Here is a 12,519-nt window from a genome sequence, read left to right as displayed (position 1 = left end):
TCGTACTCATGTTCGATTCGTCCGGATATGGCGGGGATGGCCAGTAACGCGGAAAATCATCTTGTGACGGAGAAGATCGGAGTCGTGGGCGCCGGCATCGTCGGCCTCGCGGTGGCACGCGAGCTGGCCACCGCCAGGGGGGCCGAGGTGACCGTTCTGGAGAAGGAGGGGCGCGTCGGCGCCCACCAGACCGGCCACAACAGCGGCGTCGTGCACGCGGGGATCTACTATCCGCCGGGCTCGCTCAAGGCGAGGCTGTGCCGGGAGGGCGTGGCGCTGCTCAAGGAGTACTGCGCGGCGCACGCGCTGCCGTACGAGGAGGTGGGCAAGCTCGTCGTCGCGACGAGCGGGGCCGAGCGGCCGCGGCTGGCGGCGCTGGCCGAGCGGGCGCGCGCCAACGGCGTGCCCGGCATCGCCGAGCTGGACGCGCTGGCGCTGCGCGAGATCGAGCCGCACGCGGTCGGCGTGGCCGCCGTCCACTCGCCGCACACCGCGATCTGCGACTTCCCCGCCGTCGCGCGCCGGCTCGCGCTGGACGTGGCGGAGCTGGGCGGTTCGGTACGCCTGGCGCACCCGGTCCGGGCGCTGCGAGAACGGGCGGGCAAGGTCGAGGTGGTGGCCGGGAGGCGCAGGTTCGCCTTCGACCGCCTGGTGGTGTGCGCCGGGCTCGGCACCGACGCGGTGGCCAGGATGGCGGGGGCGGGCGGCGACGTGCGGATCGTGCCGTTCAGGGGCGAGTACTACGCGCTCAGGGGCACGGCCAGGGACCTGGTGCGGGGGCTGATCTATCCGGTGCCCGACCCGCGCTACCCGTTCCTCGGGGTGCACCTGACCCGGCGGATCGATGGCGGCGTGCTGGTGGGGCCGAACGCGGTGCTGGCCATGGCGTACGAGGGGTACCGATGGTCGAATTTCGGTAATGTCCGGCAAATTCTTGGTTGGCCGGGGACGCTCCGGATGGCCCGGGCGCACTGGCGTACCGGACTTAAGGAAGTCTATGGATCTCTGGTCAAGGACGCGTTCGTCATGGCCGCCCGCCGGTACGTGCCCGAGCTCGGCCCCGCAGACCTGCAGCGGGCGCCCGGCGGCGTACGCGCGCAGGCCGTCGCCAGGGACGGCGGCCTCGTGGATGACTTCGTGGTAGATGTCCGGGGAAAGGTAGTTCTGGTGAGGAATGCCCCTTCTCCGGCGGCCACCTCAAGTCTGGCCATTGCCCGGCATATTGCCGGAATTGTCCCAGCACTCGTCCGATGAGGGCATCCTTGGAAGTGATGGAATCACGCCTGCTGATAGTCGAGGACGACCCGAACATCCTCGAACTCCTCGCCGCGAGCCTGAGGTTCGCGGGTTTCGACGTGACCACGGCGAAGAGCGGCCTCGACGCCGTCGCCGCCGTCCAACGCCACCGCCCCGACCTCGTCGTGCTCGACGTCATGCTGCCCGACCTGGACGGTTTCGAGATCGTCAAGCGGCTGCGCGGCGGCGGGGTGCACACGCCGGTGGTGTTCCTCACCGCCCGCGACGAGACCGAGGACAAGATCCGCGGGCTCACGCTCGGCGGCGACGACTACGTGACCAAGCCCTTCAGTCTGGAGGAGGTGGTCGCCAGGATCCACGCCGTGCTGCGCCGCACCGCCGGGGAGACGCAGGCGGCGCCGCCCCGGCTGACGTTCGCCGACATCGAGCTCGACGAGGAGAGCCACGAGGTGTGGCGCGGCGGCAACGCGGTCGCGCTGTCGCCCACCGAGTTCAAGCTCCTGCGCTACTTCATGACGAACGCCGGGCGCGTCCTGTCCAAGCCGCAGATCCTCGACCACGTCTGGGACTACGACTTCCGCGGCGAGGTCGGCATCGTCGAGTCGTACGTCTCCGTGCTCCGCCGGAAGATCGACAACCGGAGTCCGCGGCTCATCCACACCCTGCGCGGTGTCGGATACGTCCTGCGCCTGCCACCGAGCTCCTGATGCGCGGCCTGCCGCTGAGGATCAAGCTCATCGCGTCGATGCTGGCGCTGCTGGGCCTCGGCATGTTCTTCATCGGCCTGGTGAGCGTCTCGGTGCTGCACGGCTACCTCATCGACCGGGTGGACAGCCAGCTCCACCTGCTCAGCGCGCGCATGGACAAGAAGGTCAGGAGCGACTGGAGGCGGGACAGGGAGACCGGCGAGCATCCCATCCTCATCGAGTCTGACGCGATCGCCCTGGTCAAGGAGCCGGACGGCGCGTACGTACCGATGCTGACCGACCGCGACGTGGACAAGAAGCCCAAGCCGGTGCTGCCGCCGGTGCCCGGCGCGGCGCCCTACACCGTGCCCTACACCGCGCCCGCCGTCAGCGGCGACGGCGAGTGGCGGGTGCTGGGCCACCTCGTGGCCCAGCGGCGCACCCTCGTGGTCGCCGTGGACCTGGAGGAAGTGGACGCCATCACCACCCGGCTCGTGCTCATCGAACTGCTCGGCGGCGGCGGCATCCTGCTCATCCTCGCCGTGGTCGGCGTCACGATCGTGCGGCACAGCATGCGGCCGCTGCGCGAGATCGAGCGCACCGCCGAAGCCATCGCCGGAGGCGAGCTGCACCGCCGGGTGCCCGACGGCGACCCGCGCACCGAAGTGGGCGGCCTGGCCCGGTCACTCAACGGGATGCTGGCCCAGATCGAGGCCGCGTTCGCCGCCAGATCCGCCTCCGAGGCCGCCGCCCGCCGCTCCGAGGACCGCATGCGGCAGTTCGTCGGCGACGCCTCCCACGAGCTGCGCACCCCGCTCACCTCCATCCGCGGCTTCGCCGAGTACGCCAGGCAGAACCCCGGCGCCGACCCCGCCGAGCTCATGCAACGCGTCGAGCACGCCGCCGGGCGCATGAGCGTCCTGGTCGACGACCTGCTCCTGCTCGCCAGGGTCGACCAGCAGCGCCCGCTCAAGATGCAGCCGGTCGACATGCTGGCGCTGGCCGCCGACGCCGTGCAGGACGCCCGCATCCTCGCCCCCGACCGCGTGATCAAGCTGGACGTCGTCGGCGGCGCCGCCCTGATCGTCTCCGGCGACGAGGTGCGCCTGCGCCAGGTCATCAGCAACCTCGTCACCAACGCCATCGTGCACACCGAGCCCGGCTCCCCGATCATCGTCCGGGCCGGGGCGACCACCGGCAAGCTGTTCATCGAGGTCGTCGACAACGGCCCTGGCCTCACCCCCGAGCAGGTCGAGCGCGTCTTCGAACGCTTCTACCGCGCCGACTCCGCCCGCTCCCGCCGCCGCTCCGCGGAGGACCGCGGCAGCGGCCTCGGCCTCGCCATCGTGCAGGCACTCGTCCACGCCCACGACGGCACCGTCACCGTCGACAGCTCTCCCGACGCCGGCTCCACTTTCCGCGTCGAACTCCCACTCGCCTTGGAGTGAGCCTTCAGCTAACCCTCAGGTCATTTTGTCACTCTAAGTACGTGACAAGACCCGAGGCGCTGATCATGGTGGTGGACGACGAACCCAGCATCAGGGATCTGCTCGCCGCCAGCCTGCGCTTCTCCGGGTTCGAGGTGCTGACGGCCGCCGACGGTGAGGAGGCCGTCGAAGTCGCCGTACGGACCTCGCCCGACCTGGTGGTGCTCGACGTGATGCTGCCCGACCTCGACGGGTTCGAGGTCGCCCGGCGCATCGAGTCGCCCGTCCTGTTCCTGACCGCCCGCGACGCCACCGAGGACAAGATCGCGGGGCTGCGCGTCGGGGACGACTACGTCACCAAACCGTTCAGCCTCGAAGAGGTCCAGGCCCGGATCCGGGCCGTGCTGCGGCGCACCCGGGGCGAGGTCACGCCCGCCAGCAAGCTGAAGGTCGCGGACCTGGAGCTGGACGAGGAGGCGCGCGAGGTGTCGCGCGCCGGGCGGCCCGTGCGGCTGTCGCCCACCGAGTTCAAGCTGCTGCACTACTTCATGGTCAACGCGGGGCGGGTGCTGTCGAAGGCGCAGATCCTCGACCACGTGTGGAACTACGACTTCGGCGGGGACGCCGGCGTCGTCGAGTCGTACGTGTCGTATCTGCGGCGCAAGGTGGACGACGTCGAGCCCCGGCTCATCCACACGCTGCGCAGCGTCGGCTACGTCCTCCGCGAGCCCCCGGCCTCGGGCTGACCGCCACACCCCCACACCCCCACACCCCCACACCCCCACACCCCCACACCCCCACACCCCCACACCCCCGCGACGTCGCGCGCTTGTGATGGGGCGCGTTTGTGATGTGCGCAGGCGCGCGAGGCGCCTTCTCCTCGGAAGGACCTGTGCCGGAGAACGGCCAGGTGGGCAGGGAATGCGGGTCAGTCCCGAATACCTGCTGGATTCGGGGTTAGCGTGGATCCCATGGACCTGCTGGGCGCGCTGGAGTCGCTGCGGCGACCGCTGGACAGGGAGCTGTTCCCGCTGGCGGTCGGTGAGGCGGACGCCGACCGGCGCGCCCTGCGCGAGCTGACCGGCCAGCTCGACGACTACCTGCTGCCCCGCCTGCGCGCCCTCGACGCCCCGCTGCTGGCCGTCGTCGGCGGCTCGACGGGCGCGGGCAAGTCCACGCTGGTGAACTCGCTGGTCGGCGCCGACGTGGCCGAGCCGGGCGTGCTGCGCCCGACCACGCTGGTGCCCACGCTCGTGGTCAGCCCGGCCGACCGCTCCTGGTTCATGGGCCAGAACGTGCTGCCCGGCCTGTCCCGCGCCACCGGCGACGGCCCGGGGGCGCTGCGCGTGGTGACCTCGCCCGCGCTGGGAGCGGGCCTGGCGCTGCTGGACGCGCCCGACATCGACTCCGTGGTGACCGCCAACCGGGAGCTGGCCGCGCAGCTGCTCGCCGCCGCCGACCTGTGGCTGTTCGTCACCACGGCCGCCCGGTACGCCGACGAGGTGCCGTGGAGCTTCCTGCGCTCCGCCCGCGAACGCAGCACCGCCCTGGCCGTCGTCCTCGACCGGGTGGCCCCGGAGGCGGTCGAGCCCGTCTCCCGCGACCTCGCCCGCCTCCTCGCCGAGAACGGCCTGGAAGGCACCCGGCTGTTCACCGTCCCGGAGGCGGCGCTACCCGACGAGAGGGCGCGGCTGCCCGCTTCCTCCGTCGAGGACATCTCCTCCTGGCTGACGGGGCTGGCCGCCGACGCCGCCGAGCGGGCGCGGGTCGTCCGCCAGACGCTGTCGGGGGCGCTCGACAGCCTGGCCACCCGGGTGCCGTCGCTGGCCGCCGCCGTCGAACGCCAGCAGGCCGCCTTCGACGGCCTGCACTCCATCGTGGCCGGCGCGTACGCCGGCGGGATGGCCGACTTCGACGAGGGCATGCGCGACGGCTCGCTGCTGCGCGGCGAGGTGCTGGCCCGCTGGCAGGACTTCATCGGCACCGGCGACCTCATGCGCTCCCTGGAGAGCCGCGTCGGGTGGCTGCGTGACCGCATCGTCGGCTTCTTCACAGGACGCGTGCCGGAGGCCCAGCTCAGAGACGCCCTGGAGAGCGGCGTCGAGGCGCTGATCAGGGGCGCCGCCGACGGTGCCGCCGAGCGCGCCCTGGAGGGCTGGTCGGCCGCGCCCGGCGGCCCCGGCCTGCTCGAACGGCTCGGCGCCGTCGAGTCCGCCCGCCTCGGCCGCGCCTCCGGCGACCTCGGCAAGCGGGCCGAGGCGGCGGTGCGCGGCTGGCAGGAGTACGTCCTCGACCTCGTCCGCGAGGAGGGCGCCGAGCGGCGGACGACCGCGCGGGTGGCCTCGTTCGGCGTGAACGGGGCGGGGCTGCTGCTCATGCTGGCCGTGTTCGCCTCCACGGGCGGGCTGACGGGGATCGAGGTGGGGATCGCGGGCGGCACGAGCGTGCTGTCGCAGAAGCTGCTGGAGGCCGTGTTCGGTGACCAGGCGGTGCGGTCGTTGACCGCGCGGGCCAGGGATGACCTGCGGGAACGGGTGCGGGTGCTGCTGGATGAGGAGGCCGCCAGGTTCACCAGGCAACTCGACTCGGTCGCGCCGCCCCGGGGCACGGCGGACGCCCTGCGCTCGGCGGCCCTGCGCATCAGCGACCACCGCGCCGAGCTGCCCGCCGCCGTGACGGCGGAGCTGCCGATGCCGGAGCCACCGACGCCGGAGGAGCCCCGCACCGCTGGACTGCCTGGTTCGCAGGACCCACGCACCACCGAACGGCCCGATGCGGAGGAGAGGCCGTGAAGGTGTTGCGGCGCAAGGAGGGACCTTCGCTGGACTCGCGGCTGGCCGCTCTGCTCGAAGCGGCCAAGCTGGGTGAGGGGCGGGTGTCGGAGCCGGCGGTGGCCGGCGCGCGGGCCGTCGCCGAGCGGGCCGGGGTACGCCGTGAGCTGTCCATCGACCACACCGTGGCGGCCCTGGCCGGGGCCACCGGCAGTGGCAAGTCCTCCCTCTACAACGCGCTCGCCGGCCAGGACCTCGCCGACGTGGGCGTCACCAGGCCCACCACCTCGACCGCCCAGGCGGCGCTGTGGGACGGCGAGGGTGCCGGGCCGCTGCTCGACTGGCTCGACATCCCGCGCCGCCACTCCGCGGCCGACGATCCCGGCCTGTCCGGGCTCGTCCTGCTGGACCTGCCCGACCACGACTCCATCCGGCTGTCCCACCGGCTGGAGGTGGACCGGCTGGTGGAGCAGGTCGACCTGCTCGTGTGGGTGGTGGATCCGCAGAAGTACGCCGACGCCGCCCTGCACGAGCGCTACCTGCGGCCGCTGGCCGGGCACCGGGACGTGATGGTCGTGGTGCTCAACCAGGTGGACCGGCTGCCCGCCGACGCTGTGGACCGTTGCCTGGACGATCTGCGCCGCCTGCTGGACGACGACGGGCTGCCGGGGATCCCTGTGCTCGCCGTCTCGGCGCGTACGGGAAGGGGCTTGGACGAGCTGCGGGCGTTGCTGGGGGAGCGGGTATCCAAGCGTAAGTCCTGGTCGGCCCGCCTGGCCGCCGACATCACGGCCGCCGCGGAGCACCTGGCCGCCGCCGGCCCCGCACAGCCTGTGGACGGTGACCGTTCTCCCCAGGCTGTGGACGGAGGGACGTCGGGTGGCGGCAAGCGGCTGGGCGGGGCGGAGCGGGCGCTCACCGGGGCGTTGTGCGCGGCGGCCGGGGTGCCGGCGGTCGTGGAGGCGGTGGCCAAGGGGCACCGGCATCGGGCCGTCGTCGCCACCGGATGGCCGGTCACCAGGTGGGTGCGCAGGTTCCGCCCGGACCCCCTGCGCAGGCTCCGCCTCGGCGGCCTGTCACCCGCCGGCCGCGCGGTCCGGTCCGCAGGCGGTCGTGCCGACAGGGGAGCCGACAGGGAGATCGTGGGGCGTACGTCCGTGCCGGCGGCCTCCGCCGTGCAGCGGGCACAGGTGGAGACGGCGGTCAGGGACGTCGGCGAGGTGGCGGCGGCCGGGATGCCCGGGGCGTGGGCGGCGGCGGTGCGGCAGGCGGCCAGGTCGCGTGCGCCCGAGCTGGCGGACGCGGTGGACCGGGCGGTCGCCACGACGTCCGCCGTCGGCACGAGGCGGCCCCGCTGGTGGCGGGCCGTGAACGTGGTGCAGTGGGCGGTGTTCGCGGCGATGCTGGCCGGGGCGTTGTGGCTGGGCGTGCTGTTCGGGATGGACTACCTGCGGCTGCCGCAGCCGCCGCTGCCTACGGTTGGCGTGGTGCCGTGGCCGACGGTGCTGCTGGTGGGCGGCGTGCTGGCGGGGGTACTGATCGCGCTGCTGGCGCGGCTGGCCGCCTGGGCGGGCGGCCGGCGCAGAGCCCGCCGTACGGGCCGGGCCCTGCGTGCGTCCATCGGCCGGGTGGGTGAGGAGCTGGTGCTGGAGCCGGTGGAGGCGGAGCTGGACACCTACGCCCGCTTCAAGGAGGCCGTGGACCAGGCCCGCGCCCACGCCTGAGGAAGCCACGGACGTGGCCCGCGCCCACGCCTGAGGAAACCGTGGGCCCGCGCCCGCGCCTGAGCCGGTGGTCCCGAGCGCGTCAGGGGCGGCGGAGGAGCAGGGCGGCGGCCAGCGCTCCCACCAGGGCGAACGTGGCGGCGGCGAGGAAGGGGGCGCCGGGGCCGAAGCGTTCGCCGACCACGCCGGCCACCGCCGAGCCGGCCGCGCCGCCGACGCCGAGCCCCGTCGAGACCCAGCCGAACGCCTCCGCCTGCGCCGTGGGCGCGTACTCGTCCACGAGCAGGGACGACGTCGTCAGGGCCGGGTTGAGTGCCAGCCCGCCGGCGAACAGCACCGCGCAGAACGCCGGCAGCGGCTCCACCAGCACCAGGGGCGCCAGCGCGAGCCCGAGCAGCGCCATCAAGGCGACCAGCCGCACCTGGGGGGATGAGGCCCACGAGCGGGCCCCGTAGGCGGCGGCGCCCGCGATGCCGCCCAGTGACAGGGCCGCGACCAGGATGCCCGTGGCGGCGGGTAAGTCGCGGGCGGCGGCCAGGGCGGGCAGGCCCACCTGCAGCGCTCCGAAGGTGCCGCCGTGCAGCAGGACGACGGCCATGAGCACCAGCATCCGCCGGTCGGCGAAGGCGCGCCCGCGCCCCGTCGCGTGCGCGTCCGGGCCCACCTGGAGTGCCCGGGCGAAGGCCAGCGTGCCGGCGCCGGCCGCCGCGGCGACCAGCCCGAGCGCCAGCGACGCCGAGGCCACCGCGATCAGCAGCCCGAACACCAGCGGCCCCGTGAGCATGGCCAGCTCCTGCACCAGGTACACCAGGCTGTAGGCGGTGGTCCGCCCCTCGCCGTCGACCCTGCGACCCCACTCGATGCGCATGCTGACGGAGACGGGCGGCAGGCCGATCCCGGCGATCCAGGCCAAAGCCACCATGGGCCACCACGGCAGGCCGGGCCGCGCGCACGCGAGCAGCGCCAGCAGCGCCGCCACGTGCAGGAGTGCCGTGGCGGCCAGGACGACCCTGCCTCCGTGGCGGTCCATGAGCCGCCCCTGCACGGGCCTGCCCATGCCGGCCCCGACGGAGAACGCCGCCGCCGCCACCCCGGCCAGCGCCAGCGACCCGCTCGCGCCCTGCACGACGAGGACGATCCCGACGGGCGCCACCTGCTGCGTGAGCTGGGCGAGGAACCCGAGCACGGCCTGCGCCGCCACGCCGGGCAGCCTGAGCATCGCGCGGTACGACATCACTCCAGGCTAGAACGCCATGATCACGACGCGGGACAGTCCTTGGGCCGCGCCTTGACGTACCTCTCGGAGAAGGAGATGTCCGGATGAAGCCGGAGTGTTTCAGCCCGTGCCGAGGGATCCGGCCACCTCGCGCAGGGCAGCGAGGAGCGGGCGCAGGAGGGGATGGGCGTCGGAGCCGCGGCGTACGGCGGCGAAGACGCGGCGCTCCGGCCCCGGTGTCTGCCGCACCGCCACCCCCGGCAGCGCCATGTCGCGCAGCGCGAGACGCGGCACCAGCGCCACCCCCGCCCCCGCCCCGACCAGGGCGACGACGGCGCGGAAGTCGTCGGAGCAGTGCACGAGGCCCGGCGTGAAACCCGCCTGCTGGCAGGCGAACGTGATCACGTCGTGCACCGGGTTGCCCGGGTAGGGGCCGATCCAGGTCTCGGAGGCGAGCGAGGTCAGCGTGGCCGAGGCGGCGAGCGGATGGTCGCGCGGGAGCACCAGGTCGAACGGCTCGGCGTACAGGGGGCGGCGCGACAGGCGGGGGTCGGCGGCGTCGGGCGCGCCCCGGTACTCCACCGTGATCGCCAGGTCCGCCTGGCCGTCGAGCAGCATGGCGAGGCTGTGGTCGCCCTCGGCGTCCTGCACGCGGACCCGCACGCCCGGGGACGTCTCGCGCAGCGCGGCGATGGCGGGGGAGAGCACGGCGCTGATCGCGGTGGCGAAGCAGGCCACCGTGACCTCGCCCGCCTCACCCGACGTGTACGCGGCCACCTCGGCCTCGGCGCGTTCGAGCTGGGCCAGGACCTCGTTCGCGTGACCGAGCATGATCTTGCCCACGGCGGTGAGGTGCACGCCGCGGCCGTCCCGGGTGAGCAGCCGGTGCCCCACCTCGTGCTCCAGCGCGGCGAGCTGCTGGGACACGGCGGAGGGCGTCAGGTGCAGCGCGGCCGCGGCGGCGGTGACCGTGCCGTGGTCGGCCACCGCCCGCAACGTCCGCAATCGCCGCGTGTCTATCACGCAGCGAGAATACTCATGCCCGCCGAGGAGAAAGGACGCGCCGCCGGGAAGCGGCGCGCCGCCGGGCGGGTGCGCCGCCCGCCCGGGAGGGGTGGGCGGTCCCGGGCCGGCGTGCCGTCGGAAGAAGGGTCAGCCGCGGGTCTGGATGAAGGCCTGGACGGCGCGGTCCACGTCCTCCGGCGAGTGGGCCGCCGAGAGCTGGACGCGGATCCTGGCCTGGCCGTGCGGTACGACCGGGTAGGAGAAGCCGATCACGTAGATGCCCAGGTCGAGCAGGCGTTCGGCCATGGCGGCGGCCTCGGCGGCGTCGCCGATCATGACGGGCACGATCGGGTGGTCGCCGGGCAGGATGTCGAAGCCGGCCTTGGTCATCTCGCTGCGGAAGCGGGCCGTGTTGGAGCGCAGCCGCTCGCGGGCGTCGCCGGAGGTCTCCAGCAGGTCGAGGATGCGCAGCGACGCGGAGGCGATGACGGGCGCGAGCGAGTTGGAGAACAGGTACGGGCGGGAGCGCTGCCGCAGCAGCTCGCAGATCTCCTTGCGGGCCGAGACGTAGCCGCCGCTGGCGCCGCCGAGCGCCTTGCCGAGGGTGCCGGTGATGATGTCGATCCGGTCGGTGACGCCGTGCAGCTCGGGTGTGCCGCGGCCGGTGGGGCCGACGAAGCCGACGGCGTGGGAGTCGTCGACCATGACCATGGCGTCGTACTGCTCGGCCAGGTCGCAGATGTCGCGCAGCGGCGCGAGGTAGCCGTCCATGGAGAAGACGCCGTCGGTGACGATCAGCCGCCGCCGGGCCTCCGACGCCTCCTTGAGGCGGGCCTCCAGCTCGGACATGTCGCGGTTGGCGTAGCGCAGGCGCTGGGCCTTGGACAGGCGGATGCCGTCGATGATGCTGGCGTGGTTGAGGGCGTCGGAGATGACGGCGTCCTGGGCGTCGAGGAGGGTTTCGAAGACGCCGCCGTTCGCGTCGAAGCAGGAGCTGTAGAGGACGGTGTCCTCCATGCCGAGGAAGCCGGACAGGCGGGACTCCAGCTCTTTGTGCACCTCCTGGGTGCCGCAGATGAACCGGACGGAGGCCATGCCGAACCCCCACCGGTCGAGCGCCTGCTTGGCGGCCTCGACCACGGTGGGGTCGTCGGCCAGGCCCAGGTAGTTGTTGGCGCAGAAGTTGAGCACCTCGCGGCCGGCCACGCTGACCTGGGAGCTCTGCGGGGTGGAGATGACCCGCTCGGGCTTGAGCAGGCCCGCCTCGGTGATCTCGTCGAGGGTCGTACGCAGTTGCTGGCGCACGTTCGTGAACATGTGTCAGTCGCTCCAATCCAGGATGACCTTGCCGGTACGCCCACTGGCGGCGGTGTCGAAGGCGGCGTCGTAGTCGCGGTACGAGAACCGGTCGGTGATCACGGGGGAGAGGTCGAGGCCCTTCTCCAGCAGGACGGACATGTTGTACCAGGTCTCGTACATCTCCCGGCCGTACACGCCCTTGACCGTGATCATGGAGGTGACGATGGTGGCCCAGTCGACGGCGAACTCCTCGGCGGGCAGCCCCAGCATGGCGATCTTCCCGCCGTGGGTCATGCTCGCGATCATGTCGCGGACGGCGACGGGGTTGCCGGACATCTCGAGCCCGACGTCGAAGCCCTCGCGCAGGTGGAGCTGGCGCATGCCCTCGGCGATGGAGGAGCGGGAGACGTTCACGGCGAGGGAGACGCCGAGCTTGCCGGCCAGGTCGAGGCGTTCGTCGCTGACGTCGGTGATCATGACGTTGCGCGCGCCGACGTGGGTGGCCACGGCGGCGGCCATGAGGCCGATCGGGCCCGCGCCGGTGATCAGCACGTCCTCGCCGACCAGGGGGAACGACAGCGCGGTGTGGACGGCGTTGCCGAACGGGTCGAAGATGGCGGCCACGTCGGGGTGGACGGGGACGCGGTGCACCCAGACGTTGGAGGCGGGCAGGGTGACGTACTCGGCGAAGGCGCCGTCCCTGTTGACGCCGAGGCCGATCGTGTGGGCGCACAGGTGGCGGCGGCCGGCCATGCAGTTGCGGCACTTGCCGCAGACGATGTGCCCTTCACCGCTGACGAGGTCACCGACGGAGATGTCCTCGACGCCGGGCGCGACCTCGACCACGTGGCCGCAGAACTCGTGCCCGACGACGAGCGGGAGCTCCAGCGTGTGCCGCGCCCAATCGTCATATTTCCGGATATGGAGGTCCGTGCCGCAGATGCCGGTCCGCAGGACCCGGATCTTCACCTCGCCGGGACCCACTTCGGGCTCGGGCACGTCCACCAGCCACAGGCCGGGCTCGGCCCGCTCTTTGACCAGCGCTTTCATGGCCCCCTCTTTCCCCTTACGAACCTAGTGCACTGTGCCCGCCCGGCACGGGAGGTGTCCATCGAGGAGTTCTTAAGTGCCCCC

Annotated in this window: 10 protein-coding genes; 6 read left to right on the top strand and 4 right to left on the bottom strand. The window is 72.9% G+C overall.

Annotation, left to right across the window (positions count from 1 at the left end; genetic code table 11):
* Window positions 1-36 precede the first annotated feature (36 nt).
* From lhgO to HCN51_RS30665, 6 genes are all read left to right on the top strand, one after another.
* On the top strand, window positions 37-1,254 hold the full coding sequence (gene lhgO, locus HCN51_RS30690; RefSeq protein WP_168014095.1) for an L-2-hydroxyglutarate oxidase: 1,218 nt from the start codon (window positions 37-39) through the stop codon (window positions 1,252-1,254).
* A gap of 17 nt (window positions 1,255-1,271) precedes the next feature.
* Window positions 1,272-1,964 carry a response regulator transcription factor gene (locus HCN51_RS30685; protein WP_168014093.1) on the top strand — a complete coding sequence of 231 codons (693 nt, stop codon included), beginning with the start codon at window positions 1,272-1,274 and terminating at the stop codon, window positions 1,962-1,964.
* A complete protein-coding gene (locus HCN51_RS30680) occupies window positions 1,964-3,391 on the top strand; it encodes a sensor histidine kinase (protein WP_168014091.1) in 1,428 nt (475 codons plus the stop codon). The genes HCN51_RS30685 and HCN51_RS30680 overlap by 1 nt, the downstream gene beginning before the upstream one ends.
* A 65-nt stretch (window positions 3,392-3,456) precedes the next feature.
* Window positions 3,457-4,116, top strand: coding sequence for a response regulator transcription factor (locus HCN51_RS30675; protein WP_206068087.1), 660 nt, complete (start codon window positions 3,457-3,459; stop codon window positions 4,114-4,116).
* Window positions 4,117-4,341: 225 nt separating this feature from the next.
* The gene (locus tag HCN51_RS30670) at window positions 4,342-6,162 is read left to right on the top strand and encodes a GTPase domain-containing protein (protein ID WP_240973402.1); all 1,821 of its coding nucleotides are present in this window, start codon (window positions 4,342-4,344) and stop codon (window positions 6,160-6,162) included.
* The gene (locus HCN51_RS30665; RefSeq protein WP_168014087.1) at window positions 6,159-7,865 is read left to right on the top strand and encodes a GTPase; all 1,707 of its coding nucleotides are present in this window, start codon (window positions 6,159-6,161) and stop codon (window positions 7,863-7,865) included. Before HCN51_RS30670 ends, HCN51_RS30665 begins: the two co-directional genes overlap by 4 nt.
* 82 nt (window positions 7,866-7,947) lie before the next feature.
* Here the strand turns inward: HCN51_RS30665 and HCN51_RS30660 are convergent, their stop codons facing one another.
* The 4 genes from HCN51_RS30660 to tdh all read right to left on the bottom strand — a co-directional run bounded on the left by HCN51_RS30660 (window position 7,948) and on the right by tdh (window position 12,435).
* Entirely contained in the window at window positions 7,948-9,099 is a 1,152-nt protein-coding gene (locus tag HCN51_RS30660; protein WP_168014085.1) for an MFS transporter, read from the bottom strand.
* Window positions 9,100-9,201: 102 nt separating this feature from the next.
* Window positions 9,202-10,104, bottom strand: a complete 903-nt coding sequence (locus tag HCN51_RS30655) for a LysR substrate-binding domain-containing protein (protein WP_168014083.1) — start codon at window positions 10,102-10,104, stop codon at window positions 9,202-9,204.
* A gap of 129 nt (window positions 10,105-10,233) precedes the next feature.
* Window positions 10,234-11,403, bottom strand: a complete 1,170-nt coding sequence (locus HCN51_RS30650; RefSeq protein ID WP_168014081.1) for a glycine C-acetyltransferase — start codon at window positions 11,401-11,403, stop codon at window positions 10,234-10,236.
* 3 nt (window positions 11,404-11,406) lie between these two features.
* Window positions 11,407-12,435, bottom strand: a complete 1,029-nt coding sequence (gene tdh, locus HCN51_RS30645) for an L-threonine 3-dehydrogenase (RefSeq protein ID WP_168014079.1) — start codon at window positions 12,433-12,435, stop codon at window positions 11,407-11,409.
* Between the last annotated feature and the right edge of the window lie 84 nt (window positions 12,436-12,519).

Origin of the sequence: Nonomuraea composti, assembly GCF_012034275.1 — a bacterium.
Classification (GTDB): Bacteria; Actinomycetota; Actinomycetes; order Streptosporangiales; family Streptosporangiaceae; genus Nonomuraea; species Nonomuraea composti.
Note: the sequence above shows the minus strand (reverse complement) of the source record. Positions and strands in the feature narration are given on the sequence as shown.